22 protein-coding genes are annotated in these 26,316 nt (G+C 73.1%); 7 read left to right on the forward strand and 15 right to left on the reverse strand.

Annotated features, from left to right (window positions below; translation table 11 throughout):
- Positions 1-24 precede the first annotated feature (24 nt).
- The 3 genes from ACIQCJ_RS17210 to ACIQCJ_RS17220 form a co-directional block, all read right to left on the reverse strand.
- Positions 25-408, reverse strand: coding sequence for a PPOX class F420-dependent oxidoreductase (locus ACIQCJ_RS17210; RefSeq protein ID WP_402711801.1), 384 nt, complete (start codon positions 406-408; stop codon positions 25-27).
- Positions 409-723: 315 nt separating this feature from the next.
- Positions 724-1,605 carry an alpha/beta fold hydrolase gene (locus ACIQCJ_RS17215; RefSeq protein ID WP_402711802.1) on the reverse strand — a complete coding sequence of 294 codons (882 nt, stop codon included), beginning with the start codon at positions 1,603-1,605 and terminating at the stop codon, positions 724-726.
- Between the two features lie 148 nt (positions 1,606-1,753).
- The gene (locus tag ACIQCJ_RS17220; protein WP_402711803.1) at positions 1,754-3,328 is read right to left on the reverse strand and encodes an alkaline phosphatase family protein; all 1,575 of its coding nucleotides are present in this window, start codon (positions 3,326-3,328) and stop codon (positions 1,754-1,756) included.
- Positions 3,329-3,577: 249 nt separating this feature from the next.
- Between ACIQCJ_RS17220 and ACIQCJ_RS17225 the strand changes: the two genes are divergently transcribed.
- Positions 3,578-4,753, forward strand: coding sequence for an epoxide hydrolase family protein (locus ACIQCJ_RS17225; protein WP_402711804.1), 1,176 nt, complete (start codon positions 3,578-3,580; stop codon positions 4,751-4,753).
- Between the two features lie 33 nt (positions 4,754-4,786).
- On the opposite strand, the gene ACIQCJ_RS17230 is transcribed toward ACIQCJ_RS17225, so the two are convergent.
- Both ACIQCJ_RS17230 and ACIQCJ_RS17235 read right to left on the reverse strand, forming a co-directional pair.
- Positions 4,787-6,505 carry a mucoidy inhibitor MuiA family protein gene (locus ACIQCJ_RS17230; protein ID WP_402711805.1) on the reverse strand — a complete coding sequence of 573 codons (1,719 nt, stop codon included), beginning with the start codon at positions 6,503-6,505 and terminating at the stop codon, positions 4,787-4,789.
- Positions 6,506-6,508: 3 nt separating this feature from the next.
- Entirely contained in the window at positions 6,509-8,797 is a 2,289-nt protein-coding gene (locus ACIQCJ_RS17235) for a DUF4139 domain-containing protein (protein ID WP_402711806.1), read from the reverse strand.
- A 422-nt stretch (positions 8,798-9,219) separates the two neighbouring features.
- Here ACIQCJ_RS17235 and ACIQCJ_RS17240 point away from each other — a divergent pair, with 422 nt between their 5' ends.
- A complete protein-coding gene (locus ACIQCJ_RS17240; protein WP_402711807.1) occupies positions 9,220-10,524 on the forward strand; it encodes a ricin-type beta-trefoil lectin domain protein in 1,305 nt (434 codons plus the stop codon).
- A 455-nt stretch (positions 10,525-10,979) separates the two neighbouring features.
- Positions 10,980-12,134: a cytochrome P450 gene (locus ACIQCJ_RS17245; protein ID WP_402711808.1), complete on the forward strand. Its 1,155-nt coding sequence runs from the start codon at positions 10,980-10,982 to the stop codon at positions 12,132-12,134.
- A 59-nt stretch (positions 12,135-12,193) separates the two neighbouring features.
- Here ACIQCJ_RS17245 and ACIQCJ_RS17250 read toward each other — a convergent pair whose 3' ends face one another.
- Positions 12,194-13,561, reverse strand: coding sequence for an ATP-binding protein (locus tag ACIQCJ_RS17250; RefSeq protein ID WP_402711809.1), 1,368 nt, complete (start codon positions 13,559-13,561; stop codon positions 12,194-12,196).
- Positions 13,558-14,256 (reverse strand): response regulator transcription factor, encoded by a 699-nt coding sequence (locus ACIQCJ_RS17255; RefSeq protein ID WP_355348469.1) that lies wholly within the window; start codon positions 14,254-14,256, stop codon positions 13,558-13,560. The genes ACIQCJ_RS17250 and ACIQCJ_RS17255 overlap by 4 nt, the downstream gene beginning before the upstream one ends.
- Before the next feature lie 35 nt (positions 14,257-14,291).
- On the opposite strand from ACIQCJ_RS17255, the gene ACIQCJ_RS17260 reads away from it, so the two are divergent.
- Together ACIQCJ_RS17260 and ACIQCJ_RS17265 are read left to right on the forward strand one after the other, a co-directional pair.
- Positions 14,292-14,855 (forward strand): hypothetical protein, encoded by a 564-nt coding sequence (locus tag ACIQCJ_RS17260; RefSeq protein ID WP_401715957.1) that lies wholly within the window; start codon positions 14,292-14,294, stop codon positions 14,853-14,855.
- A 320-nt stretch (positions 14,856-15,175) separates the two neighbouring features.
- Complete coding sequence (locus ACIQCJ_RS17265; RefSeq protein ID WP_402711810.1) at positions 15,176-15,958, forward strand: CAP domain-containing protein; 783 nt, start codon at positions 15,176-15,178, stop codon at positions 15,956-15,958.
- A gap of 159 nt (positions 15,959-16,117) precedes the next feature.
- Here ACIQCJ_RS17265 and ACIQCJ_RS17270 read toward each other — a convergent pair whose 3' ends face one another.
- The 4 genes from ACIQCJ_RS17270 to ACIQCJ_RS17285 form a co-directional block, all read right to left on the reverse strand.
- Positions 16,118-18,274 (reverse strand): ATP-binding protein, encoded by a 2,157-nt coding sequence (locus ACIQCJ_RS17270; protein ID WP_402711811.1) that lies wholly within the window; start codon positions 18,272-18,274, stop codon positions 16,118-16,120.
- A 154-nt stretch (positions 18,275-18,428) separates the two neighbouring features.
- Positions 18,429-19,568: a glycosyl hydrolase family 18 protein gene (locus ACIQCJ_RS17275; RefSeq protein WP_402711812.1), complete on the reverse strand. Its 1,140-nt coding sequence runs from the start codon at positions 19,566-19,568 to the stop codon at positions 18,429-18,431.
- Positions 19,569-19,663: 95 nt separating this feature from the next.
- Positions 19,664-20,497 (reverse strand): GntR family transcriptional regulator, encoded by an 834-nt coding sequence (locus ACIQCJ_RS17280; RefSeq protein ID WP_402711813.1) that lies wholly within the window; start codon positions 20,495-20,497, stop codon positions 19,664-19,666.
- A gap of 191 nt (positions 20,498-20,688) precedes the next feature.
- Positions 20,689-21,081, reverse strand: a complete 393-nt coding sequence (locus ACIQCJ_RS17285) for a DUF5997 family protein (RefSeq protein ID WP_391161785.1) — start codon at positions 21,079-21,081, stop codon at positions 20,689-20,691.
- A 59-nt stretch (positions 21,082-21,140) separates the two neighbouring features.
- Here ACIQCJ_RS17285 and ACIQCJ_RS17290 point away from each other — a divergent pair, with 59 nt between their 5' ends.
- On the forward strand, positions 21,141-21,944 hold the full coding sequence (locus ACIQCJ_RS17290) for a LysR substrate-binding domain-containing protein (RefSeq protein ID WP_402711814.1): 804 nt from the start codon (positions 21,141-21,143) through the stop codon (positions 21,942-21,944).
- 111 nt (positions 21,945-22,055) lie between these two features.
- Here ACIQCJ_RS17290 and ACIQCJ_RS17295 read toward each other — a convergent pair whose 3' ends face one another.
- Positions 22,056-22,571, reverse strand: coding sequence for a malectin domain-containing carbohydrate-binding protein (locus tag ACIQCJ_RS17295; protein WP_402711815.1), 516 nt, complete (start codon positions 22,569-22,571; stop codon positions 22,056-22,058).
- A gap of 132 nt (positions 22,572-22,703) precedes the next feature.
- On the opposite strand from ACIQCJ_RS17295, the gene ACIQCJ_RS17300 reads away from it, so the two are divergent.
- Positions 22,704-23,024 (forward strand): DUF6191 domain-containing protein, encoded by a 321-nt coding sequence (locus tag ACIQCJ_RS17300; protein ID WP_391049977.1) that lies wholly within the window; start codon positions 22,704-22,706, stop codon positions 23,022-23,024.
- Positions 23,025-23,052: 28 nt separating this feature from the next.
- On the opposite strand, the gene ACIQCJ_RS17305 is transcribed toward ACIQCJ_RS17300, so the two are convergent.
- The 3 genes from ACIQCJ_RS17305 to ACIQCJ_RS17315 are packed head-to-tail and all read right to left on the reverse strand — an operon-like array spanning position 23,053 to position 26,273.
- Complete coding sequence (locus ACIQCJ_RS17305) at positions 23,053-23,952, reverse strand: aldo/keto reductase (RefSeq protein WP_355348439.1); 900 nt, start codon at positions 23,950-23,952, stop codon at positions 23,053-23,055.
- A gap of 59 nt (positions 23,953-24,011) precedes the next feature.
- A complete protein-coding gene (locus ACIQCJ_RS17310) occupies positions 24,012-25,226 on the reverse strand; it encodes an amidohydrolase family protein (RefSeq protein ID WP_401312398.1) in 1,215 nt (404 codons plus the stop codon).
- 60 nt (positions 25,227-25,286) lie between these two features.
- A complete protein-coding gene (locus ACIQCJ_RS17315) occupies positions 25,287-26,273 on the reverse strand; it encodes a M14 family metallopeptidase (protein WP_355348433.1) in 987 nt (328 codons plus the stop codon).
- Positions 26,274-26,316: the final 43 nt, after the last annotated feature.

A 26,316-nucleotide genomic window follows, 5' to 3' on the forward strand; every position in this document is an offset into this window, starting at 1 on the left:
GCGGCGCGCGGCCCTGCGGAATCCTCAGCCCATGCCCACGCTCTGGTGCTCGGGCTCGATGAGCGCGACGACGAGCTCGTTGTCGCGCGAGTAGGGGCCGCCGGTGTACTTCGTCGCCATCCGGTCGATGATCTCCCAGACGGCGTCGCCCTCCAGCCATTCGACGACCTTGCCGCGGATGACGACCGGCTGGAAGGGGTTGTCGGCCGGGGTGAGGGAGAGCGCCACGCGCGGGTCGCGGCGCAGATTGCGGGCTTTGCGGGACCGCGGGCCGGTGAAGATCGTGACGCGGTCGCCGTGGGTGCCGATCCAGACGGGGACGGTGTGCGGAGCGCCGTCGGGCAGGACGGTCGCGATGTGGGCGAGTGAGGTGCCGTCGAGGACGCGGCGGACGTCGGGGGCGAGCATCGTGGTCAGCTCCTGATGGCTGGTGCGGGTGCGCCGGTGAACGGGTCGGCGGCTCTGGTGGTGTACGCGGACGGCCGCCCAGGGCCGCGTCCGGGGACGTATCCGTGGACCGACACGCGTGCACACTGAGAACCCTGCCAGGTCCGCGCGACCTCGGCATCCCGCGCGAGGCGCCGGCCGAGCGGCTGAACCGCCTCGTCGACGAGAACGTCCTGGAGCGGCGCCCGTACGGCCGCCGGGCCGTACGCGGGCGCGGCCGGTCCGCCGGGGCTCCGCGACCTGACGGACGCTGCGCGACCGCGGCGCGGTCATCGCTCAGGCGGTGTGCTCCGCCACGAGGCCGATGATCTCGGGCCACAGCTCACGGGGGCGGTCGTGGCCCATATCGGGGATCAGGACGAGTTCGGCCCCTGGCACCAACTCCGCGGTGCGCTCCCCGCCGCTGGGGCCGATCAGGGTGTCGTCCAGGCCGTGGATGACGAGGGTCGGCACCTCGAGCTTCCGGAGTGCGTCCGCGCGTGAGCCGCCGAGGATCATCGCGCCGAGCTGCCGACCGACGCCGGAGGGGTGATAGGCGCGGTCATAGCTGCGGGCGGCCAGGTCGCGCAGGGCGTCGGCGTCGCCGTAGCGCCGGGAGGCCCACACCAACTCCCTTTCCGCCGCGGCGACATAGCCTTCGCGGTCGGCCGGTTTCGGGGCGAGGAGCACCGCCTGCGCCTCGGGGGTCGGCCGGCCGTATTCGGACTCGCCGGTCGAGGACATCATCGAGGTCAGGGTCAGCACCCGCGACGGCCGGTGGATGGCCATCGTCTGGGCGATCATGCCGCCCATCGAGGAGCCGAAGACATGGGCCCGGTCGATGCCGAGCGCGGTGAGCAGGGCGAGGCCGTCGTCGGCCATGTCCTGGAGCGTGTAGGGGACCATGGCCAGGGCGGAGGCGATGTCCCCCGAGCCGACCGCGGCGATGAACCGGCCCATGTCGACGGGGTGGGCGTCGAAGGAGGTGGACAGCCCGCAGTCGCGGTTGTCGTACCGGATGACGTGGCGGCCACGGTCCGCGAGCGCGCGGCAGAAGTCCTCGTGCCAGGAGATCATCTGGGCGCCGAAGCCCATCACGAGCAGGACGGCGGGATCGGCGGGGTCGCCGAAGGTCTCGTAGGCGAGGGACACTCCGGGCGCGACGTCTGCATGGGGCATGTGCGGAGTCTGCCATTCGGCCGATCGCCTCGCATCCGGCTTTCGGCCAGGGCTGACCTGCGTCTTCTCCCGCACTTTCAGGTGCCGGGTCGGGCGGGCAGGGGGCGCGGATGCCGGTGGCGGCGCCCCCTGCCCGGACATCGGGCGGCTAGGCGGTGATCTTGACCGCGTCGATCACCCAGTACCAGTTGTTGGAACCGGTGTAGTGGAAGCGGAAACTGACAGTGGAGGCGCCCGCGGGCGCGGTCAGGGTGAGGGACTCCACCTTGGCGACCGTGTCGGTGGTGTAGGTCTTGACGACCGTCGGGGTGCCGCCGTTCCAGGAGGCGAGGATCTCGGCCTTCTGGCTGCCTTCCTGGAGGTAGTGCGTGACGTAGTCGAGGGTCACCTTGGAGCCCGCGGTGACCGCGTGGGCGGGGGTGACGAGCGTCGAGTCGAACGTGCCGGAGAAGGACTTGTCGGCCCACTCGTCGGAGTCGGCGACCGCGAAGACCCCGCGCGAGCGGACGTTGAGTTCACGCGACTGGTCGGCCTGGGCGCGGGACCAGAACTCGTCGGTGGCGAAGGACCAGCCGCGCCACTCGGTGACACCGCCGGTGCCCATCGCGGAGTTGATGATCGACCAGCCGCTGGGCGTGGTGTGCGTGTAGCCCAGAACCCCGGCGGGGATGCCGGTCTCGTCGGTGCGCGGTGAGAGCGTCAGCGCGTCGAAGGGATCGGTCGAGCGCTCCTGAATGGGCTTGCCGTCCAGGCCCCAGGAGGCGGCGGGAACGATGCCGAGCTGCTTGAAGACCGTGGCGGCCACGTCGACCAGGCGGGTGTCGATGGGCCGCAGGCCCGCCGCGATGCCGGGCCCCTGGGCCAGCACGAAAGTGCGCCGCTCCTCGATGGTGGAGCCGCCGTGGCCGCCCGCGTCCAGGTGTCCGTGGTCGGTGGCGACGATGACCGTCCAGCGCTCGCTCGCGTAGGTGGGACGGGCCTTGACCGCGGCGAGCAGGCGGCCGAGGTAGCCGTCCTGGGTGGCGATGGCCTTGAGGTACGCCTGGCTGGCGGCGCCCGAGGCGTGCCCGACCTCGTCGGTGTTGCCGAAGTAGACGAAGGCGACATCCGGGTTCTGATCGCGCAGGACGGATTCGGAGTCGGCGACGATCTGGGCGTCGGTGACGATGTAGTCGGCTGTGTCGCCGTCGTAGACGACCTTGCCGTCCGCGCCGTCGGTGAAGGTGCCCTGCGCGTCGAGCGGCTTCCAGTCGACGGCCACGTAGGTGGACAGGGCCGGTTTCACGGACGCGATGCGCTTGATGAAGCCCGGGTAGGCGCCGTAGTTCTTGCCCGCGAAGGTGTTGTCCTTCACGCCGTGCTTGTCCGGCCACACGCCGGTGGCGATGGTCGACCAGCCGGCGCCGGAGACGGTGGCCGCCATCGGGCTCGCGTAGAGCAGGCTGGTGCCGTAGGTGCCGTTCGCCATCAGGGACTTGAGGTGGGGGGCGGTGGCCGCGTCGATCCTGTCGTGGCGCAGGCCGTCCATGCCCACGACGAGGACCTTGTCCTTGCTGGTGCCGTTCGGCAGCGTGGGGGCCGCGGCCGCGGCCGGGGTCGCGGCCGCGGCCGGGGTCGCGGCCGCGGCCGGGGTCGCGGCGGTGACGCCGCTGACGGCGACGGTCGCGCCGACGGCGGCGGTGGCCGCGAGGACGCTGCGGCGGGAGATCCCGTGGTCGGACATCTGTTGCTCCGTTCGACATGGCGGAGGTGGCGGAGACGGGCGGTGCGGGAGAGCACCAGTGGGACCGAACACCCCGGAACATCGAGGCCGTTCGGTCCATACCTGTTATCTTTCCGTGACGCATGGGCGGAGGCCAGACCCCTGCGGGAGACGACCTGTTGAACGGTCGGCTACCAGTGGCCGACGTCCGGATTCGCCACGCTCCCCCGTTCCGGGGCCGCCGGGGTACGCGGCGTTAGCATGCGTCCCATGCCCGATGCCCCGCCCCGCCCCGAACCCTTCGCCCCGCGGGCCGACGCCGCCGCGCTCGACGACCTGCGGACCCGGCTGCGCGCGACGCGCTGGCCGGACGCGCCCGAGGACGCGGGCTGGTCGCTCGGAACCGACCTGGACTACCTCCGCGAACTGGTCGCCTACTGGGCGGACGGCTTCGACTGGCGGGCGCAGGAGGCGGCGCTGGCCCGGCTCCCCCGGTTCCGGGCCCCGATCGGCGGGCTCGGCATCCACTTCGTCCACGCCCGCGCCGTCGCGCCCACGGGGCCCGTCCTGCCGCTGGTCCTCAGCCACGGCTGGCCGGACTCCTTCTGGCGGTACGCGAAGGTCGTCCCGCTCCTCACCGACCCGGCCGCGCACGGCGCCGACCCGGCCGACGCCTTCGACGTGGTCGTGCCCGACATGCCGGGCTACGGGTACTCCGACCGCCCCGCCGCGGGACGGCCGCTCGACTCCGTCGCCGTCAGCGGCCTGTGGGCGGAGCTGATGGACGTCCTCGGCTACGCGCGGTTCGGTGCGGCGGGCGGGGACATCGGCAGCCATGTGAGCCGCTATCTCGGGCTCGACCACCCCGACCGGGTGGTGGCCGTCCACCGCACCGACGGCGGCCTGCCCGTCTTCGCGGGCGATCCGGCGGAGCTCACACCCGAGGAGAGCGCCTGGTTCCAGCAGACCGCCGCCTGGGGCGCGGCCGAGGGCGGATACGCCGCCATGCACCGTACGAAGCCGCAGACCGCGGCCGTCGGGCTCCAGGACTCGCCCGCGGGGCTGGCCGCGTGGATCGTGGAGAAGCTGCGGGCGTGGAGCGACTGCGGCGGCGACATCGAGCGGAGCTTCACCAAGGACGAGATCCTCACCAACGTGACAATCTACTGGCTCACCGGGACGATCGCCTCGTCGATGCGGATGTACCACGCGAATTCCGCGATCCCGTCGGCCCAGCTCACCCGCCGCGTCGAAGTGCCCTCCGGCTTCTCGCTCTTCCCCGGCGACATCGCCCGCCCGCCGCGGGCCTGGCTCGAGCGTACGGCCAACGCCGTACGCGTCACCGCGCCCGCGCGCGGCGGCCACTTCGCGGCGTTCGAGGAACCCGAGCTGTACGCGCGGGAGTTGCGCGAATTCTACCGCCCCTACCGGGCGGCAGCGGGCTGAACGGCGGTCCTGCGTAAGGGCGTCAGGGCCGCGTCACAGACCGGTCACCGCGCTCGACGCGCTGACCTCGTAGACGAGGGTGATCTCGCGGCGCTCGCCGGGAGCCAGGCGCTGGACGTAGCGGACGATGCCGTCGTCGTCGGTCTCGTCGGGCGCCGGGCGGCAGCGGTCGGGCAGGGTGCGGACCTCGACGGCCGAGACCTCGGAGACGGGGACGCGTTCGCGGATCACGACCTCGCGGGTGAGGTCGGCGCCCGGCCGGCCGGCGTCGCCGGGGTGCTCGGCGCTCGGCTGGTCCAGGCGGGAGACGAAGAGCCGCACCTGACGGGTGATCACGGTGCGCTGGTTGATCCCGGCGAGACCGGTGGTGTCGCGCTGCTCCTCGGTGTGGCGGACGACCCGGAAGGTGTCCTGGCTGCCGAAGGACAGGCGTACGTCCTCGCCCGTACCGGCGAAGGGCATCGTGGCCCGGCCGGTGTAGCCGCTGTCGCGCACCAGGTCGACGGGGCCGGCCAGCAGGACGTGGCCCGCGGCGTTGGGGAACCGCGCGGTGGTCACGACCAGGGGCGACAGTTCGGGGGCGCAGGTGTCCTCGGTGCGGCAGGCGGCGGTGAAGGCCGACAGGTGGACGCGGTGCGGGCGCCGGTCGGAGGGGACGGTGACGGGGCGGGGGGCGTGCAGGACGCGGACCGCGCCGCCGTCGTGCAGGCCGGGCAGCGGTCCCGCGCCGCCTGCGGTGTCGGCGGCCGAGTCGCCGCCCACGGTCGTGACGTCTTCCTCGCGCAGGTCCACCTCGACGGTCCGGCGCTCCTCGACGGTGCGTTCCCTGAGGGTCAGGACGTCCTCGGTCAGCTCCGGCGGGGCCGCGGCGAGCGTCGGGCGCGCGGTGGACAGGGACAGCCGTACGCCGTTCCAGTCCTCGCCGGTGTCCTGCCACACGAAGGCGTCGGTCTCCAGGGTGACGCTGTCGCGGTCGGCGGCTAGCGTCGCGCGGTAGGCGGGGCGCCACAGCGCGCACGGGACGAGGCTCACGACGCGGATCCGCGCGGAACCGGCCTCGGGCGCCTCCACGACGAGTTCCACGAAGGCCGTGAGCACCGGGGGTTCGGTCTCGGTGGCCGCCAACGCCGTACGCGCCGTGCGCAGTTCCTCGTTCAGGTCGTGCTCGCGGCGGCGCAGCCGGTGGAGTTCGCCGATCCGGGTCTCGGCGTCCTCGTCCACGCGCTCCAGGCGGTCGGCCCAGCGCTCGGGGTCGGCGGCGCCCGCTCCCGCGCCCTGCACGATGTCGCGGTGCAGATCGGCCTTGGCTTGGTGGACCACGGCCAGCGCGCTCTCCAGGCGCTGCCGCAGCTGTCCGACCTCGCGCATCTCCCGTTCCAGGGAGTCGACTTCGCGGCGCAGCTCGGACGCGTCGGGGCCCGGCCCGCCGGGAGGCGCGGGGGTGTAGGTGCGGATGACGCGGGCGTCGAACACGCGCGGACCGTCCGCGCCGAGGTCCGTGTCGTCGTCCCCCTCGGTGTGCGCGGAGATCTCGGCGCGCAGGGACCGGTCGACGGTCAGCGGGGTGACCGGGCCGATCCGCAGGCGCTGGACGCCCGCGGTGAGCCGCGCGGTGCCGGTGCGTTCGACCTGGGCGCGGTCCTCCAGGCAGGTCACGGTGGTGACCGGGAGGAAGAGCGCGTCCGGCTCGGCGGGCGTGTCATCGGCGCCGGGCGCGCCGGTCCCGTCGGTCAGGGTCTCCGGGGTGGTCACGGTTCACTTCCTCCGGTTTCCGCCGACGACCGACTTGCCCGCGGGGAGGCGGACCTCGAACCCTCCGGTGAGCGTCGTGGTCCGGCCGGGTGCCAACTCCACGCGCCACACGCGCGCTCCGCGGACGTACGAGCCGTCCTGGCCCGTGAGCGGTTCCTCGGGTTCCGTCCAGGCCGGTCGCGCCCGGTGCTCCTCGATACGGACGTCCTTGTCGGTCGACACCGGTACGCGCTCGCGGACCTCGACGACGACGGGGTACGGCAGGCGGTTGGCGACCTCGATCTCCACGGTGTGGTCGAGGACGGTCGTGCCGCCGCGCAGTCCCGCGGTGGACTCGCGCATGTGGGTGCGGCGGGCCACCTGGACGCTCTCGGCCACGCCGACGCCGACCGCCTGCCGCTGTCCGGGGGCGAGGGTCGGCAGGGCCGCGGTGAGGACGAAGTCGCCGTCCACCATGACGTCGGCCGGACCGGCGAGCAGCGCGTGCGGGGAGGTGTTGGTGACCAGGACGGTGCCGAAGACGGCCGTGTCCACCGCGGGGACGCACACGTGCAGCGACTCCGTCACGACCGGCACCTCGCTGACCGGCACGATGTGCCACGCGCCGTCGGACACCACGTCCGCGGGCGCGGCGGTGTCGAAGCGGTAGTCGAAGGAGCCGGCCGAGGTCCGTACGTCGACCGCGTGCGCGGGCCGCGGGAGGCGGCCGACGGTCTCGGCCCTGCGCCGGTACTCGGTGACCACGGTGGCGATCGGGGCGGCTTCCGGTCGCAGCGTGCCGCGCTCGGCGCCCGCGCCGGGACCCGCGACGGTCAGGCGGCCGTAGTCGAGCATGTCCACGGACGGCGCGGTGGACGGCGGCGGTACGGGCGGCGCGGCGGTTTTGCGCCGGGCGCTGCGGGCGACGGGCGCCGACCTGCCGCGTGCGCGGTCCGTCGCGGGCTCGGCGTGCGCCTGGGACATGGGCGCCGCGGCGGGGAGCGGAGCCGGGGGCGGCGCCGCTCCCGGTGCGGGCACCGGGCCGCCGAACGAACCGCCGTAGCCGACGGCCTCGGCCGCGCCGCCGGGCTCCGCGGGTCCGTACGCGCCGCCCGCCGCCAGGTCCGGCGAGAGGTCGGCCTCTTCCAGGTCGTCCTCGACGCCGCCGAGCCACGCGTTCATGGACCTGGGGGCGCCCGGGCCCGACGGCCGGGCCGGACCGCGCGACGCGGCGGGGTGCGCCGCGGCGGCGCCGTCATAGCCGGTGAACAACTCGGCGAGCCCTGGCGGCGGTTCGCGCCATCCGGGGGTCTGCGGTTCCTGCTGGGCGCGGCCGATCCGCAGCGACCGCAGTTCGGGCACGTCGGAGCGGCGCAGCAGGTCCGCGGTGGACAGCGCGAGACGTACGCCCAACCAGTCCTCGCCGGTGCGCTGGGCGACGCAGGCGCGCAGGACGAGCGTGCCCGCGCCGCTGGTGCCGTCCAGGCGGAGTTGGTAGGTGGGGACCCAGGTGGCGCCGGGGACGTGGTACTCGACCTCGACCTCCACGTCGATCTCGGCCGGGGCGTCGGCGGGTGTCCGGGCCTCGTCGTTCGGGGAGGTGTCCTCGCGGGTTTCGGGCGCGTCCGGTGCGTCGGCCGACGCGTCCGGTACGTCGGTCGTGTCGGTCACCTCGGAGGCCAGTGTCACGACCGCGCCGACGGCCGGGTCGGTGCGCTCGGCGCTCAGGGCGGTGGACGACTGGTGCAGTCGCGCCCGCAGGACGTCCACGTCGTGGTCGGCGCGCGCCAGTTGGTCCTCGGTGGCCCGCAACCGCTCGTGCAGGACGCCGAGTCGGGTGTCGACGAATCCGGCCAGGGCGAGGAAGGACTCGACGGGCGCCCAGCGGGGCGGGTCGCCCCTGCGCGGCTGCGGCGGCTCGGCGCGCAGCGCCGCCACCTCCTCGATCTCGTTCTCCAGCCGGTACTTGCGGTCCTGGAGCCGGGACTGCTGGTCCTCGGCGTCCTCCAGGTCCAGCCGCAGCGAGGGCAGTTGCTCGCCCCGGTGCACGGTGGCGCCCACGTCCAGCCGTACGTCGGTCACGCGCAGCCCGTGCGGGCCGTTCACCACCCGGCCGCGCAGCGACTGTTCGTAGAGCGTGGGCGGCAGGCCCTCGACGCGGACGGTGGTCTCTGCGGTTCCGGTCGGCACCGTGACGCGCGCGCGGCGGGTGACGACCGCTCCGGAGGCGTGCACGACGACGGAGGTCACCTCGGACTCAGCGGCGGACGGCTCGTTCGGCTCATCCGTGCCGCTCGGAACGGCTGCGCCCACCTTGTCTCCCCCACGCTCGGCCCGCGGCCGGTCTGCCCGTCACGTCTCGGGGCCCGGACTCGTCCGTACCCTAGCCGAGTCCTCCTGGGCACGCCGAGGGTCGGTGCCGGTCCGGCGGCGCGGGAGGTCCGGCCGGTGACGGACGATCACGAACGCCGTGTCTTAAGGGCCGGTTAAGGGCGGCTTATCAGCGCCTCGGGCCGATCGGCGTCCTCGCAGTTCGGGCACGTCACGGGCGTGCGGGCGGCTGTCCGGGCGGGTTGGCGGGCAGGGTGACCGTGCGTAGCATCGGGGCCGTCGGCGGCGGTCGTCGCTCCCGTGAGAGCGCTCCCCCGGCCACGGCCCCCGCCTCCCCCGACGCCGTACGCCCGGCCGCCGCCGACGCGAACCCTGATCTCCCCCACAGACAAGGTACGTAACCCATGGCTGCACACCGCGCACGCAGATGGCCGCTCGGCGGACTGGTCGTCCTGGTCGCCGCCGCTCTGGTGGCCGCCGTCCTGGTGGCGACGACCGGTCCCGGCACGTCGAGGGCGGACGCCGCCGAGGGCCGGCAGACCTGGTCCGACGAGTTCGACGGCCCCGCGGGCAGCGCGCCCGACCCCGCCAAGTGGACGCATGAGAAGGGTGGTTCGGGCAACGGCAACAACGAGTTGCAGTACTACACCGACAGCACCTCCAACGCCGCTCTCGACGGCGACGGGCACCTGGTGATCACCGCACGGCCCAACTCCGACACCGGGCTGTCCTGTTGGTACGGACCCTGTAAGTACACCTCGGCGCGGCTGAACACGGCCTCGACCTTCACGCAGGCGTACGGTCACTTCGAGGCCCGCATCAAGATCCCGCGCGGCCAGGGCATCTGGCCGGCGTTCTGGATGCTGGGCAGCGACATCGGCAGCGTCGGCTGGCCCCGCAGCGGTGAGCTGGACATCATGGAGAACATCGGACGGGAGCCCGGCACCGTCCACGGCACGATCCACGGCCCCGGCTACTCGGGCGCGGCCGGTATCGGGTCCCCGTACACACTGCCCGGCGGCGCGGCCTTCGCGGACGACTTCCACACCTTCGGTGTGGACTGGAGCCCGAGCGCGATCACCTGGACGGTGGACGGCACGGTCTACCAGACGCGTACGCCGTCGGACGCGGGCGGCAACACGTGGGTGTTCGACCACCCGTTCTTCCTGATCCTCAACCTGGCGGTCGGCGGTGACTGGCCGGGCTCGCCCGACGGTTCGACGTCCTTCCCGCAGACGATGACGGTCGACTACGTACGGGCGTCGCAGTGGGACAGCGGCTCCGGCACGACGGCGGGCGGCGGCGCCGGCGGGTCTGGCGGCTCCGACCGGGTCGGCTCGATCAAGGGCATCGGCGGCATGTGCGTGGACGTGGCGGGCGGCGCGTCGGCCGACCGTACGCCGGTCCAGCTCCACGACTGCACCGGCAATGTGGCCCAGCAGTGGACGCTCGGCGCCGACGGGACGGTACGGGCGCTGGGCAAGTGCCTCGACGTGGACGGCGGTTCGACGGCGGACGGCGCGGCCGTGCAGCTCTACACGTGCAACGGCACCAAGGCGCAGCAGTGGAAGTACACCGACGCCCACGACCTGACGAACACGGGCGCGGACAAGTGCCTTGACGCGAAGGACAACGCGTCGGCGGACGGGACGCGGTTGCAGACCTGGACGTGCGGCGGGGCCGCCAACCAGAAGTGGATCTTCGGCTGACCCCTGGTCCGACGGCGTGGGGCGTGCCCGGTCCACCGGGCGCGCCTCGCGCCGTCTTTGGCCGGTTTCGGCGGTTCGCCCGGTTCGCTCGTGGGAGTACCGTCACCTTCCGGGAGCACCGACCGACAAGGAGTACGCCATGTCATGGGTGACCAGCGGCCTTCGGGCGCTCAGCGGCGAGATGCGCGCACGGTGGCACGGGTACTTCGTCGGCTACGGGCAGCAGGACTGACGCCCGCAGCAGGACCGGGCACCACTCGGACCGACAAGGAGGACGGCCACGATGTCATGGATCGTCAGGAGCCTTCGCGCGCTCAGCGGTGAGGCGCGTGCGCGGCGCAACCAGTACGGCGACAGGTACGGGCACAACGCCTGACGTCTTCTCCGCGCGGGGACGGGACGGGCGGCCGTACGCGGCGCGCGTTCCGTCCCGTATCCGACAAGGCGGGCGACCCGTGTTCCTCGACAGGAAGAGTCTGTGGCCGGACCTGCGGCGGTGGGAGGAGCAGGCGGCGGGCCGTGACGGGCCGTTCCGGCTGCGCTTCGGCACCCTGTTCGTGGCCGACGCCGACGCGGCCCGTGACGTGCTGGTCGAGCAGGCGGGCGACTATCTGTCCCAGTCCGGGTTCTTCCGCCTCGGGCCGGAGTCCCTGCCCCCGGCGGTCAGGGGCGAAGCCTCGCGTGAACTGCTCAAGGTCCTGGCCCGGCACGATCCCGCGTCGTCCTTCGACCTCGACGCGGCTCTCGGCGAGGTGTGTGACGGTCGCGGCCGTCTGCGGCACCAGCACTGGGGCGTCGAGGTGGTCCGGCGGTACTTCGCCCCCGTCATCGCGGACCGGAGCCACACCGCGATCAACGCGCTCGTCGACACGTATGTGACGTCGAGTGTGGTCGCCGACGACGTCGTCGGCCATGTGCTGAGACGCTCGCACCGTACGGTGCCCGCCGTCCGGGCCGGGCTCGCCGAACAGCTCGGGCGGCTGTCCGCTCAGGAGGACGGAGCGCGGGATCTGGTCGACCTCGTGCTGGGGCTGCCCGGCGAGCTGTCGACGGCCGATCGCGCGCAGGTGCTGCAACGCCTCGTGCTGTCCACGGTCGGCTTCACCGGCGTGACGCTCGAATGGGTGGTGCTGCTCGGGGTCCGGCACGGCTACGACACCCCGACGGTGCGGCGGGAGCAGGTCCACCACCTGGTCAGGGAAGCGCTGCGCCTGTATCCGACCGCCTGGCGACTGATGAGAGTGGCCGCCGCCGACCACGAGATCGCCGGGGCCGAGGTCCGCGAGGGCGAGCACGTCCTCATCGGCACGCACGCGATCCACCGGTCGGCGGCCGTCTGGGAGGCGCCGCTGGACTTCCGCCCCTCGCGCTGGCAGCGGCCGACCGACGAACAGCGGCGGTCCTACCTGCCGTTCGGCAAGGGCGAGGGCATGTGTCCGGCGAGCGGCTTCGCCGTCAGGGCCCTCGAACACCTCGGCCACCTCATCCTGAGCGGCTACCGGGGCGAGGTGCGGCTGCGCACGCGCAGGCCGCATGTGCGCACGCTTCTGGCACCGCCCGCCGGCTGGACCCGGCTCACCGCGCGAGCGGTACCGGCTCCCCAGCGCTGAATCGGCCACCGCGGCCCACGCCCTCGGCCGCGGGGCAGGACTCCTTCGTGGCCGCCGCGTCAGACCGGCGACTTGCGCAAGCGGGCCCGCCTGCGGTGCAGCGGTCCGCGCTTGGGCGGCGGTGAGGCGAGGCCGAAGCGGACGGCGACGCGGGTGCCGCCCATCGGGCCGCGGTCGATGTCCAGCGCGCCGCGGGTCGCGGCGGCGGCGCGGCGGGCGATGTCGAGGCCGAGGCCGGTGGACGCGGTGCTGGCGCCGCGGACGAGGGCGTCGTCGGGGTCCGGGATGCCGGGGCCCGCGTCCTCGACGGTGAGGGTGACGGACTGGGCGGCGCGCACCAGGCGCAGCGCGAAGGCGGTGCCGGGCGCGGTGTGCCGGAAGACGTTGCCGACGAGCGCGTCGATGACGGCGGCGAGGTCGTCCTCCGGCAGGTCGATCAGGGCGTCCTCGCCGGTCACTTCCACCAGGCAGGGGCGGCCCTGCTGTTCCGCGAGCGTCGTCCAGAATCCGGCGCGGCGGCGGACGATCACCGTGGCGGCGCACAACACCTGCTCGGGCCGGTCGAGTTGGGGCGCGCCCATGTGTCCGACGGCCAGCGGTGTGCGGGCCGCGGTGATGACGGCGTGCAGTTGTGTTTCGAGCTGGGCGACCGCGGTGGCCACGGGGGCGGCGTCCGGTCCCGTACCCATGCGTTCGGTGGCCAACTGGAGGGCGGTCAGGGGTGTCCTGAGACGGTGGGACAGGTCGGCGACCAATTCCCGCTCGACGGCGAGGAGTTCCAGCATGCGTGCGGCCATGGCGTTGAACGCCTGCCCGGCCTCACGCAGTTCCGGCGGCCCCATGGGGTCGACGCGGGACTCCAGGTCGCCGCGGCCGAGCGCGTTGGCGGCGCAGGAGAGGTTGCGGGAGGACCGTACGACGCGGGAGGCGAGGCGGTCGGCGACCAGGACGGAGCCGACGACCAGGCCGACGGCGAGCAGCGCCATCACGGTCAGCGAAGCGTTCACCCCGCGGTTCAGCTCGGCTTCGGGGACGAATTCCTCGACGACGGCGACCCGGCCCTGCGGCAGCACGACCGGCTGGAGGTAGACCCAGCCGCCGCCCGGCAGGTCCTGCGCCAGTGACTCGCCGTCGTGCTGTGCGCGCACCAGCAGGGAGTGGGGTGCGTGGCCCGCGCCGATGGAGCGGCCGTCGGGCTGGTGGACCGCCAGGTTTCCCGACGGGTCGAGGCCCGAGACGGCCTGCCGTACGGCAGCCGGGTCGTCGGTGAGCGTGAGGACCGGCGCCAGGGCGGCGGCGCGCTGCTCGGCGGCGGTGATCGCCTGGTTGCGGGCCTCGGAGCGGACCAGCAGGCCCAGCGGGATGAGGAAGGACAGGGCCACCATCGAGGTGACGGCCAGGGCGACCCTGGCGAGGGTCCCTCTCACCGCGGGGTCACCAGTTTGATGCCGACGCCGCGCACCGTACGCAGCAGGCTCGGCGCCGCCGCGCTCTCGCCGAGTTTGCGGCGCAGGGAGGACAGGTGGACGTCGATGGTCTGGTCCTCGACGTAGGGGTCGCGCCAGACCTCGGTGAGGATGTGCCGTTTGGACACGACGGTGTCGGCGTTGGCGGCGAGGAAGGACAGCAGGTCGAACTCGCGGCGGGTCAGGGGGACTTCGTGTCCGTGCAGGTGGACGGTGCGGGGTCCGGGGTCGATGCGCAGCGGTCCGAGGGTGACGGGCTCGCGCAGATTGGGGGCGCCGGTCCTGCCGTCGGGGCCCGCGGAGCGGCGCAGGACGGCGCCGAGGCGGGCGGTGAGCTGTCCGCCGGAGAAGGGTTTGACCAGGTAGTCGTCGGCGCCCGCGTTGAGGAGCCGGATGATCTCGGCCTCGTCGTCCCTGGCGGTGACGATCAGGACCGGTACGCGGGAGATGCCGCGGATCATGCGCAGCGCGTCGCCGCCGTCGAGGTCGGGCAGGCCGAGGTCGAGGATCACCGCGTCCAACGGCGTTCTGGTCGCCTCGCGCAATCCGCTGAATCCGTCGGCGGCGCTGCGGACTTCGTGCCCGTCGCGGGTGAGTATCCCGATCAGTTCGGCACGTATGCCGGGATCGTCTTCTACGACAAGGACGCTCGCCATGCGGCACACCGTAACGGATCGGCCATGATGGCCCGGTGCCCCGGTCCTTGCGCCATTTCCTGATCTGGCTGTCGTGCACGGTCCTCACCGTCACGGCGGTGTCGTTGACCGTGCGCTTCGTGGTGGGTTCGACGGCGCCGCTGCCGCCGTCCGCGCGGGATGTGGCGGCCGGGATCGCCACCAACTCGCCCAGTTCCGTGGTGATCGGCTCGCCGACGGCCACGCCCCGGCAGTCGCCGACGCGGACCCGCAAGCCCGCGGTGTCGCCGTCCCCCTCGACCCGTCGCCCGACGGCGACCGCGACCAGCCCGTCCTCCGCGCCGGCCGCGCCGCCGTCGACCGCCTCCCGGCCGCCGGACTGCGAAGGGGGCGCCGGGACGCACAGTTTCGAGTCGACGGGCGGTCAGGCGTCGATACGGTTCGGCGCGGACGCGGTGTGCCTGGTCTCGGCGGTGCCCGCGATCGGCTTCACCACGAGCACCCGGCAGAGCGCGCCGGACACCCTCACCATCACCTTCACCGGGGCGCGCCACCGCTCGGAGCTGACGGCGACGCTGCGTCCGCAGGCGAAGGAGGTCACCAGCGAGGTGTCCTGGTGAGGCGCGGTGTCCGCGGTTCTTCGCCCGCCCGGCCGGGGGCGGGGCTCAGCGGTGTCCGCGGTCCTGCGGACGCCCGGCCGGGGGCGGGGCTCAGCGGAATCTGCGGCTTTCCTTAGGGGAACGTGAAGTTGGGCTGGGGCGGCTGATCGGACGGCTCCGGCCGCCTAGGGTCGTGCCCGCCGGACCGTTCCTGTGAGCGGGTCCCCCTCACGACACGTCTCCCCCACCACGAGGTGCCAGCGATGAGTTCGTCCCGCCGTGCCCACTCCCGTAACTCCGCCCATGGCCAGCACAGGGCGAGGCGCAAGCCGCGGATACGCATGGCGGTGACCGGAGCCGCGGCTCTGGCCGTACTCGGTGGCGGCACCGCCTTCGCCTGCCTCGGGGCGCCGCATCAGGGGTCGCCCACCGCCGGGCACAGCGACTCCGGGTCCGGCTCCGGCTCCGGCGACACGAGCGCGTCGGCCGGGCACAGGCCCGGCGGCAAGCCGGCCGGTTTCCGGCCCACCGCCCCCGCCGCGACCATCTCCACCACGCACCGCCCGCGCCCCGGACGGCCGAGCCCCAAGCCGACGGCCACGCCGACCGGCACCCCGGTGACCACCGCGCCCACGACGGCGGCGCCCAGCCCCTCGGCGACGACTCCCGCACCGCCCGCCGCGACGAACCCGCCGAGCGCCGGCGACGCCGTGCAGCAGGTGCTCGACCTGATCAACCGCAATCGCGCCGCCGAGGGCCTCGCCCCGTACACGCTGCTCGAAGGGCTCAACAAGAGTGCCGCCGCGCACAATCAGGTGATGGCGTCCGGCTGCGGCCTGTCCCACCAGTGCCCGGGCGAACCGGCCTTCGGTGACCGCGAGACGGCCGCCGGGGTGCACTGGACGTCGGCGGGCGAGAACATCGGCGAGGGCGGCGGTGTGGGCTCCTCCGCCTCCGCGATCGCCGCGAGCGCCGTCGGTCTGACGCAGATGATGCTCGACGAGAAGGCCCCCGACGACGGCCACCGCCGCAACATCCTCAGCAGCGGCTACACGCACATCGGCATCGACGTCTACCGCGACAGTTCCGGCACGGTCTGGATGACGCAGGACTTCTCCAACTGACCTTCGCCGCCTCCTACTTCCTTCCCGCCCGGTGCCGCGAACCCCACAGCGCGGCACGTTCCCGTCGGCCGGGGCCGACCTCCCCCCGGCCCCGGCCGACGGATGTCCGACCGGCCGCGCCGTTCCCTCGCGGGTCTCCGGCAGGGGTGAACGGGCCGCTCACGCGGTGTGGTTGTCCGGCTGGAGGGCGGCGGCCAGGGCGGTCGGGCCGTGGGCGGTGGACCCTTGGGCGTACGCGGCGGCGTACGCCTGGTCGCCGAGCGCCGCGCGGGCCGTCTCCTCGCAGCGCTCGCGCACCAGTTGGAGTTCCGGCGCGCCGCGCTGCGGGTGGCCGACGCTGCGCCAATAGGCGCCGCCGGTGCCGTAGACCGACGCGGCCTGCTCGGCCCGGCCCTCGGCGGCCAGGGCCGCGGCGAGCAGGTCGAGGCCGAGCGCGATGCCGAAGGCGTCCCCGATGAGGCGTTTGCTCTCCAGCATGGTGCGGGCGTAGCCGATGGCCTCGGTGGGGGCGCCGGAGAAGAGGGCGACGACGGAGAGCTGGTAGTCCAGGTAGGAGCGGGTCCAGACCTCGCCGGTGCGTACGCAGTGCTCGCGCAGTTCGAGGGCCCGCTCGCGGCCTTCGGCGAAGTCCCCGAGGGCGGTGAGGGAGAGCACTTCGACGAGGTTGCAGCGCAGCCGGTCCGGGGAGTCGAAGGCGAAGCCGGGCGCGCCGCCGAGCGCCGCGCGTACCGCGTCCAGTGCCTTGCGCGGCTGGCCCATGAGCAGACCCAGCAGGCCGGTGAGGCAGGCGGCGGCGATCCGCTCCTCCTGGTCGCCGCCCGCTTCGGCCGCGGCCTCCACCTCGGCGCTGATCTCGGTGGCCAGGGCGTAGTCCCCTTGGAGGGTGACGGTGGCTCCGAGGCCGGTGAGCGCGCGGGCGCGGGCCCGGTCCTGCGCGGTGTGCAGTTCCAGGGCGCGCTCCAGATAGGAGCGGGCTTCCTTGAGGTGGCCGCAGCAGGTCCAGAAGTAGACCAGCAGCCCGGCCAGTTCGGCGGCCTGCGCCGGGTCGTGGACGAGCCAGTGGTCGAGGGCGGAGCGCAGGTCGGGGTGGGTGTCCTCGATCACCCGGTAGCCGAGGAGCTGGTCGGGGCTCGACCAGCTCCCGTCCGCCCAGCGGGCGAGGCCGGTGAAGTAGTCGGCGTGACGGCGGGCGGTCGCGGCGGACTCGCCCAGCTCGCGCAGCCACTCACCGCCGTACTCGCGGATCGTGTCGAGCATGCGGTAGCGCTCGCGGTGTCCTGCGCCGCTCGACGCGTCGTCGGCGGGGGCCGCCCTGATGATCACCGACTGGGTGACCAGCCGTTCCAGGGTCGGCGCGACGTCAGCGGCGCGCAGCGGGCCGCCGGTGGCGACCGCTTCCGCGGCGGCCAGGTCGAAGGCGCCGCGAAAGACGCTGAGCCGGGCCCAGAGCAGCCGTTCCTGCGGGGTGCACAGCTCGTGGCTCCAGCCGATCGCGGTGCGCAGTGTCTGGTGGCGCCGGGGCCAGACGAAGCCGGTGCGGGACAGGACGTCGAAGCGTGAGCCGAGGCGGTCGGCGACGTCGGCGACGGTGGCGGGGCCGACCTGGGCCGCGGCCAGTTCGATGGCCAGCGGTATCCCTTCGAGGCGGCGGCAGATGGTCGCGGCGGCCTCCGCCGCGCCGGGTTCCGCGAGCGGGGTGTGGCCGAGGCGGCCGGTGACGCGCTGGTTGAAGAGGGCGAGCGCGTCCTGTCCTTCGGCCGACAGCGGTGCGACGTCGATCAGTTCCTCCACGGCGGAGGCCAACGGGCGGCGGCTGGTGGCCAGTACGGTCAGGCCGGGCGCGGCCGTCAGCAGTTCTCCGACGAGGTGGGCGCACGCCTCGATCAGGTGCTCGCAGGAGTCGAGCACGAGTAACAGGCGCTTGTCGGCGAGCCATTCGCACAGTGCCTCGACGGGCATCCGCGGTGAGTGGTCGGCGAGGTCGACGGCGTCGCTGACGGTGGCGAGCAGCAGGTGCGGGCTGTCGAGGGTGGCGAGGTCGGCCCACCAGGTGCCGTCGGGGAAGCGGGAGGAGTCGGTGTCTTCCGCAGAACCGATTCGCCGGTCCGCGCCCGGCTCCTGTTCCGCGGCGACTTCCACGGCGACGCGGCCGACCGACGCGCGCGCCGCCGCCCGCAGCGCGAGCCGCGTCTTGCCGACTCCGCCGGGCCCGGTGAGGGTGATCAGCCGGCGGTGTGCCAACGCCATGTCCAGCCGCGCGAGTTCCGCCGTACGGCCGACGAAACTCGTTGTCTCCTGCGGAATGTGCCCCTTCATGGCCACAGCCTGACACCGACCGACCGCGGAGGGAAACGGGCCGTCGTGGTGAAGCTCGGCGCGAGTGCCTCATGAGGGCGCGTCAGGCGGCGTACGCGGAACCGGACTCGGGCCGGTCCCGCGGGTCGCGCGCTTCACCCGCACTGACGGAGAGTCACCCGGTGAACCAGGGGTTCCCGCCGCCGAGGGACCAGACGGAGACTTTGGTGACGCCCAGTGAGGTCAGCACCGCCAGCTTGGAGTTGAGCGCGGTGCTGTCCACGTAGTCGTAGAGCTTTCCTCCGGAGACCCAGCGGATCTCTCCGGAAGAGGCGTCGCGACGGGCGGCGATCGTGCTGGGGTCGGTGGAGAAGCCGGGGCTGTGCTTCATGTCGCTGAACTGGATGTTGCCGGTGACCGCGTCCAGGTCGCACGGGTCGGGCGCGCTGATGCCGTACGAGGGCAGGGCGATGACCAGCCGCGACGGGTCCGGGATCTTGCTCTGCGCGTACCGCGTGACCTGCTTGAGCCAGGCGAGCGGGGTGATCGGCAGGCAGCGGCTGCCGGGCGCGGTGTCGAACTCCTCGTCGTACGCCATGATGTCCAGTTCGTCGACGCCCTTGGCGCTGACGGCGGCGTAGTCGTAGAAGGCGGCGTCCTCGGTCATCGCGGGCGCGTCGACCACGAGCTTCTTGCCCTGCGCGTGCAGGGAGGTCGCGAGCTGGCCGAGGAAGGTCTTGTAGTTGGTGAAGTCAACGGCGCTCCAGGACCAGTAGTCCTCCATGTCGACATCCACGCCGGTGAGTTGGTTGGTCACCACGAAGGAGGTGAGCTGCGAGACGGCGTCGCTTCGGTTGGCACTGCTGCTGACCAGGGCGTGGACGTCGGCGGTGGTCATGCCGGAGACGGTCGGGTACTGGTAGGCGGAGTGCGCCTTGAGGTCGGCGACGTTGGCGGCGCTGTAGGTGTTGCAGAGCCCGGCGGCCGTGGTCTCCAGGCTGACCTTGCCCTTGCCGGTGACGCTCCAGTACTCGGGTTTGAGCGCGCCGTTCTTGACCCGGTTGTCGGCGTATTCGCTCGACGCGGTGCAGGTGGAGTCGCCTGCGGAGCCGGGGTAGAGCCAGGTCTGTAGCTGTACGGCGGAGGCGGCGGTACGGGCGGCGGGCGGCCGGTGGGCGGCGCCGCTCGACGCGGCGGCCGACGTACCGGGTCCGGACGTACCGCTGTCGGTCGTCATGGCGCCCGCGGCCATGGCACCGGCGAGGGCGGCCGAACAGGCGGCGGCCGTGGCGAGGATGAGCCTGCGACGAAGCATGATCCGTCCCTTCGGGGCGTGGGGGTGCGCCGCGTCGGCCGGGGGCGGCGGCGCGGGGTGGGGGGTGACGGAGGAGTCGTGGGTGGGCGCGGGGGCTACCCGTTGTCGTTCCAGTAGGGGTCGAGGACCAGGGTGTCGGCGCCCGGTACGCGCGAGGCCGCCGACCAGGAGCCGCCCAGGACGCGTCCGCTGTCGGGCTCGGGGGCGAGCGACAGTTCGGTGAGGATGCGGTACCGGTCGCCCCGGTAGACGGAGCGGGTGAACTCCACGACGCGCCCGTCCGCGTCCCTGGCGGCGCGTTCGAAGAGCAGGGCCGGGGTGTGGACGGGCACGCCGAGCAGTTCGGCCTCGGCCTCGTCCACCACGGTCGGTTCGATGAGCTGTGAGGCGCGGGTGAGCAGGATGCCGTACCGGCTGCCGAGCAGGCGGTAGAAGGAGTCGGTCTCCAGGTCGTGGGCGGTGAGGCCGGGGACCAGCGCCGTCGGTATGTGCAGCGTCTCGACGCACATCGGGTCGCCGTCGACCAGCCGCAGCCGGGCGATCCGCAGGATCCGGTCGGCCGGGGCGGTGCCGAGGCGGCGGCCGATCCTGGGTCCGGCGGCCGTGGCGGTGAACTCCACGGTGCGGCTGGTCCACGCGCCGTCCACACCGCCGACGCCCATGCTCGGTCCCGGCCCCGCGGCCGGCCCCAGGCGCTGGGCGACCTTGTCCTCGGCGACGAAGACGCCGCGCCCGTGGGCCCGGATCAGCAGTCCGTCGCGCACCAGGTCGTCCATCACCGAGCGCAGCGTCGGGCGGGAGACCTCCAGGGTCTCGCAGAGCTGGCGCTCACCGGGCAGCGGTCGTCCGGTCGCGGTCTCCTCGACGAGGTCGAGGAGGTGCGTACGGATCCGCTGCCGCTTCTCCCAGCGGCTCTCGCTGCTGACCATGGGCCCACCAGTCCTGTCCGCGCGGGGCGAGTGCCGGTGTCTCGGCGTCCGGACGCCGAGGTGTTCGGCGACGCACCGATGATGGACCCCGTTCTTACCACTGGTCAATATGTGGTCAACGAATCCGCGCCGGAGTCAGCGGAAAAAGGTCGGGGGACAAAGGTCAGCGGGTACGGGTCAGCGGAAAAAGGTCAGCGGGTACGGGCGGCGCGCTCCGCGTTCTTCTCCTTGATCCGCACCGCTTCCTTGCGGACCTCCGCCTGCACGGCACGCTCCTCGACCAGCCACTGCGGCTGGTCCCGCTTCAGCGCCTCGATCTCCTCGGTGGTGAGCGCCTCGGTCACGCCGCCGCGCGCGAGACCCGCGATGGACACGCCGAGCTTGGACGCGACGACGGGGCGGGGGTGCGGTCCGTTGTGCCGCAGTTCCACCAGCCACTCGGGGGGATCGGCCTGGAGCGCGTTGAGCTCGGTGCGCGAGACGACACCCTCCTGGAACTCGGCGGGTGTGGCCTGGAGGTACACACCCAGCTTCTTCGCCGCTGTCGCGGGCTTCATGGTCTGGGCGGTCTGCTGCGACGTCATGCCGTCAAGGGTAACGAGCGCGTGCGCCACCTCCGACCACCAGCGGATAACCTGCTGGGGTGACAGGTTCGGAAGTACCTCCTTCGTTCCGGCTCGCATACGTTCCGGGCGTGATGCCGACCAAGTGGGTGCGGATCTGGAACGAGCGACTGCCGGAGGTCCCGCTCACCCTGGTCCCGGTGCCCGCCGCCGAGGCGTTCGGCGCGCTGCGGGACGGCGGCGGGTCCGGCGCGGACGCCGGATTCGTACGGCTGCCGGTCGACGGCGCGGACCTCAGCGCGATCCCGCTCTACACGGAGACGACGGTGGTAGTCGTCCCCAAGGACCACGCGGTCGCGGCGGTCGACGAGGTGTCGCTGGCCGATCTCGCGGACGACATCGTGCTGCGTCCCCTGGACGACACCCTCACCTGGCAGACGCCGCCGGGGCGGCCCGCGAAGGAGCGGCCCGCCACCACGGCGGACGCCGTGGAACTGGTCGCGGCGGGTGTGGGCCTGCTGATCGTCCCCCAGTCGCTCGCGCGGCTGCACCACCGCAGGGACCTCACCTACCGGCCGGTCCCGGACGCGCCCGAGTCCCGCGTCGCCCTGTCCTGGCCGCAGGAGGAGACCACGGATCTGGTGGAACACCTCATCGGCATCGTGCGCGGTCGCACCGTCAACAGCACGCGCGGCCGGCCGCTCCCGGAGCCGTCCGCACCGGGGGCGAAGGCCGCGAAGGACAAGGACGCGAAGGACAAGCGCCCGGACAAGGTGTCGCAGGCGCGCCGCAAGCCCGCGCCGGGCCGGGGTGCCGGAGGCAAGGGCGGCAAGAGCGGCGGTACGGGCGGCGCGAAGCGCGGCAAGCCCCGCCGCCGCCCGTAGCCGGACCGGGGTCCCGGTCCCCCGTACGGCAGCGCGGTCAGCCGGACCCGCCATCGAGGCACCGTCCGGCCGACCGCGATCACGTGGACGATGCGTGCCGGAGGCGGGTCGTCAGCTCGCGGGCGTCACGACGATGGCGTTGACCTGGGCCTGGTTGGCGGAGCCGCGGGTGAAGTCGAGGGAGAGGGTGCCGGAGGCGTCCACGGTGACGGGGAAGTCCTTCTCGACGCCGAAGGCTTCCTGGCCGTCCGCGCCCGCCGCCACGGCCGCGCCGATGATGTCGAAGTCGGTCAGGACCTTGGCGCCGTCGATCGTGACGTCGAACTCACGCTGACCGGAGTGGGTGTAGTACCAGTCCATGAAGTAGAGACGGACCTGGTAGTCGGCGCCCGGGGTGAGACCGGGGACGCGGTAGGAGGAGTCCCCGACGCGTGAGGTGTTCCAGATGTCGGCGGGGATCGGGTGGGCCACGGTCCGTCCCCAGTTCGGGAAGCTGGGAGCGCCCGCGGGAATGGTGTCGGGCCTGCCGCCGGTGCCGGTGTCCGCGATGAAGTCGCCGCCGCCCGCGCCGCCGAGGTCGATCGACACCCCTGGTGCCACATCGGCGTGAGCGGTCCCCGCGGTCACGAGACCGCCCAGCACCATGCCCAGAGGGAGCCTCCCGCCGGGCGCCTCGCGCGGCCGACGAGGTGGCGCGCGGGCCGGACCGGCCCCTGCCGGCCCATGGATCACCGGCGCCCGGACGGCGATACTGGGGGCATGACGTTCGTCGTTTTCATGACCCTGCCCGGTCTGGTCATCCTGCTGACCCTGGTGGCCTTCGCCGATCAGATGCTCATGCGGGCCGGGCGGGCCGGAATCCTGCCGTGGCGCGGCCCTGGCCGCCAGGGGCAGATCTCGTCCACCGGCTTCGAGATGCTGCACGCGAGCTTCTCGCCGGGCAAGCAGAACGAGTTGAAGGAGCGGCAGTCGGCCCTCGTGCTGCGGGACGACGAGGAGGACGGCGCGCCCGCGAACCGTACGACCGTCGATCTCCAGCGCGGGACCGCGGTCGTACGGATGGCGCGGCCCCACTCCTGAGGCGCGGCCTTTTCGGAACTCCTCTTCCCTAGGACGGCACGCGGCTCGCGACCGCCGCGTCCAGTCGGCTCACTTCGTCCTCCCCCAGGTGCAATTCGGCGGCGCGGGCTGAGTCGAGGATCGTCTCCGGGCGGCGGGCGCCCGGTATGGGGATGAGGGCCGGGCTGGTGGACAACAGCCAGGACAGCGCGGTGCGTTGCGGGCTGGCGTCGTGGGCGCGGCCGATCTCGGTGAAGGCGGCGGTGAGTTCGTCGTCCTTCGTGCCGATGGTGCCCAACGGCCGCCAGGCCAGGAACGCCAGACCGAGTTCCTCCGCGCGGCGCAGTACCGCGCGGTGCTGTACGGCGCTGGGTGAGAACTCGTTCTGCACGGCGACGAGGGCGTCACCCAACAGCTCGTGTGCCTGGTCGAGTTCGGCGACGGTGACGTTGGAGACACCGACCGAGGTGACGGTCCCGTCCGCGACCAGCCGGAGCAGCGCCGTCAGTGAGTCGGCGATCGGCACCACCGGGTCGGGGGCGTGCAGGAAGAACAGCTCGATACGGTCCAGGCGGAGCCGGTCGCGGGACGCGGCGGCCGAGCGGACGAGGTGGTCGGGGCTGCTGTCGGTGAGCCACCGCCCGTCGCCCGGTCTGACCCGGCCCGCCTTCGTCACCACCGTGACTCCGGAGGCGTCGCCGTCCCAGCTCTCCAGCGCGTCGGCGATCAGCGTCTCGTTGTGGCCTACTTCGTCGGCACCTGTGTGGTAGGCGGAGGCGGAGTCGATGAGGGTCACTCCGGCGTCGAGCGCGGTGTGGATCGTCGCCGTGGCGCGGGCGCGGTCCGGGCGCCCTTCGATGGACAGCAGCATGCCGCCAAGGCCGACCGGGAAGACCTTCGAACTCCCGCACGCGCGGGTCGGGTTGGTGAGGTGCGGTGGGTGGTGCATACGGCTCCCTGTCTCGTGTGATGGTGCTGCCGCGTGCGGCGCCGGGGCCCTGGCGGCGCCTAGCGGCGTACCGCGAGGCGGCCTCGTGAGAAGACGGCGGCGACCTCGGCCTCCGGGTCCGCCAGCCGCTCGACGTGGACAGCGGGGTTGTGGCGGGTCAGGACGATGTCGGCGCGGGCGCCGGGCGCGAGCACACCGAGTTCACCGGCCGCGCCGAGCAGCCGGGCGCCGGTGGTGGTGGCGCTGCGCAGCACCGCCCAGCCCGGCTGTACCCTGGCCCGCAGCGCGAACTCCCGCGACTGGTGGACGTGCATCGCGCCGAGCAGGTCGGTGCCGAAGGCGATCGGGGCGTCGGCGGCGTGGGCGTGGGCGAGCGCGGTGAGGCCGCTGTCCCGGACGGCCGCGACCTTGGCGGTGCTCGCGGGCGGGAGCCCGTGGAGCGGACCCTCCTGCGCCAGCACCGTGTACGTCACCAGCGTCGGCACGTAGTACGCGTCGTGCTCGGCGAACAGCCGGGCCTCGTCCGGGCCGATCAGATTGCCGTGCTCGATGGTGCGTACGCCCAGGCGCAGCGCGCGGGCCACCGCCTGCGGGGTGTAGGCGTGCCCGGCGCAGTAGACGCCCGTCCGCGCGGCCTCGTCGACCGCCGCGCGGATCTCGTCCTCGCTGTACTGCGGGGTGTCGATCCGGTCGGTGGGGCTGGAGATCCCGCCGGAGAGCATGAGTTTCACGAACGACGCCCCGGACCGTACGCCTTCGCGTACGGCGGTGCGCAGTGCGTCGGGTCCGTCGACGATCCGGCCGATGCCGGGCACGGCCGGATGGTCGTCGGCGTGGTAGCGGCCACGGGGGCGCAGGTCGCCGTGGCCCCCGGTCTGCGACAGCGCCTTGCCGCACACGTACAGCCGGGGTCCTGGCGCCAGCCCCTCGTCCAGGGCGTCGGCCAGCCCGGCGTCGGCGCCGCCCGCGTCCCGGACGGTGGTGAAGCCGCGTTCGAGCATCGCGCGCAGTTCCCGTAGCGCGTGGGCGGTGACGTAGCTGGGCGCCATCCCGGTGTCGGCCCACTCGTCGGCGGTCACCGAGGTGACGTGCACGTGGCAGTCGATGAAGCCGGGGACCGCGTACAGGTCGGTGCCGTCCACGTCGCCGGGCGCGAGTGGGTCGGGGGTGTCGGCCGTGACGGCGGTGATCCGGTCTCCTTCCAGGGTGATCCGCCGGTCCCTGAGGATCTGTTCGCTCTCGGGGTCCACCACGTGGACGTGTCTGATGTCCATGCCGGTACGCCGCTCCTCGTCTCCGCTACACCCGTCGCCCGCTGGCTCGCGCCCCTGCGCTCAGGCGCCGAACAGCTCGTCGACGGTGGTCGTGGTGCCGGCGTTGCCGACCATGAAGCCGTAGTCGCCCGGCGCGGTGCGGGAGTAGCCCTCGCGGCTGAGCACCAGGATGTTGGAGTCGTACGGCGCGACGAGCTGTTCCAGCGTCTCGAAGGTGTACGGGTCCACGACCTCGCCCAGCACCGTGCCCCCCTTGATGACCTCGCCGAGCCGGTCAGGGGTGAAGTGGGAGATCATCGTGCCGCCCTTGGTCGGGCGCAGCGTGACGAGTTCGGTCATCACCGTCTGCTGCTCGACGATCGCCTCGGGGGCGCCTTCCAGCATCCCGATGCCCTTGAGCATGTTGCGGCCCTGGCGTACGGCCTTGTCGAGGAAGGCGTCGGTGAGCTGCCCGCCGCCGCCCAGTTCGCAGACGGTCGAGGAGATGCCGTTCTTGATCGCCCACGCGTTGGAGGTGCCCTCGTAGGGCTCGTGGTGGTAGAGCAGCGCGGCGCCGAAGGACGTGGCCATCTCCCGGCCGTCGTCCATGATGTAGGAGTACTCGACCGTGGAGTACAGGCCGCTGGAGTGGAAGTCCACGAAGTAGTCGGCCTGAAGCATGATCTCGGCGAGCACGGCGGCCAGTTGCTCGGTGACCGAGCCGTTGCGGTCGCCGGGGAAGATGCGGTTGAGGTTGAGGCCGTCCTGCGGCGTGAAGCGGGACATCGCCGCGTACGCGTACGGGTTGGCCACCGGTACGGCGACGATCGTGCCCGCCAGTTCCGCGGGGTCGACCGACGAGACGAACCTGCGGATCTCCTCGGGTCCCATGGCCTCGTCGCCGTGGACGCCGCCGAAGGCGACGAGGGTGGGCCCCGGCCGGGCGCCGGTCAGGCGATGGACGGTGAGCGCGAGGTCGTGCCCGTTGTCCACGCGGGTGACGGGGACGGTCTCGACGGTGTGGCCGGGCTGCGCGGCCGGGGTACCGGTGGCTGTGGTGTCGCTCATCCGCTGTGTCTCCTTGCTGATACGGGTACTGATACGGGGATCG

The organism is Streptomyces sp. NPDC093221, assembly GCF_044753885.1.
Taxonomy (GTDB): domain Bacteria; phylum Actinomycetota; class Actinomycetes; order Streptomycetales; family Streptomycetaceae; genus Actinacidiphila.

Coding starts and splice junctions, on each gene's coding strand:
- ACIQCJ_RS17210 (WP_402711801.1), bottom strand. CDS start 408: ATGCTCGCCCCCGACGTCCGCCGCGTCCTCGACGGCACCTCACTCGCC.
- ACIQCJ_RS17215 (WP_402711802.1), bottom strand. CDS start 1,605: ATGCCCCATGCAGACGTCGCGCCCGGAGTGTCCCTCGCCTACGAGACC.
- ACIQCJ_RS17220 (WP_402711803.1), bottom strand. CDS start 3,328: ATGTCCGACCACGGGATCTCCCGCCGCAGCGTCCTCGCGGCCACCGCC.
- ACIQCJ_RS17225 (WP_402711804.1), top strand. CDS start 3,578: ATGCCCGATGCCCCGCCCCGCCCCGAACCCTTCGCCCCGCGGGCCGAC.
- ACIQCJ_RS17240 (WP_402711807.1), top strand. CDS start 9,220: ATGGCTGCACACCGCGCACGCAGATGGCCGCTCGGCGGACTGGTCGTC.
- ACIQCJ_RS17255 (WP_355348469.1), bottom strand. CDS start 14,256: ATGGCGAGCGTCCTTGTCGTAGAAGACGATCCCGGCATACGTGCCGAA.
- ACIQCJ_RS17265 (WP_402711810.1), top strand. CDS start 15,176: ATGGCGGTGACCGGAGCCGCGGCTCTGGCCGTACTCGGTGGCGGCACC.
- ACIQCJ_RS17270 (WP_402711811.1), bottom strand. CDS start 18,274: ATGAAGGGGCACATTCCGCAGGAGACAACGAGTTTCGTCGGCCGTACG.
- ACIQCJ_RS17275 (WP_402711812.1), bottom strand. CDS start 19,568: ATGCTTCGTCGCAGGCTCATCCTCGCCACGGCCGCCGCCTGTTCGGCC.
- ACIQCJ_RS17280 (WP_402711813.1), bottom strand. CDS start 20,497: ATGGTCAGCAGCGAGAGCCGCTGGGAGAAGCGGCAGCGGATCCGTACG.
- ACIQCJ_RS17285 (WP_391161785.1), bottom strand. CDS start 21,081: ATGACGTCGCAGCAGACCGCCCAGACCATGAAGCCCGCGACAGCGGCG.
- ACIQCJ_RS17300 (WP_391049977.1), top strand. CDS start 22,704: ATGACGTTCGTCGTTTTCATGACCCTGCCCGGTCTGGTCATCCTGCTG.
- ACIQCJ_RS17305 (WP_355348439.1), bottom strand. CDS start 23,952: ATGCACCACCCACCGCACCTCACCAACCCGACCCGCGCGTGCGGGAGT.
- ACIQCJ_RS17310 (WP_401312398.1), bottom strand. CDS start 25,226: ATGGACATCAGACACGTCCACGTGGTGGACCCCGAGAGCGAACAGATC.
- ACIQCJ_RS17315 (WP_355348433.1), bottom strand. CDS start 26,273: ATGAGCGACACCACAGCCACCGGTACCCCGGCCGCGCAGCCCGGCCAC.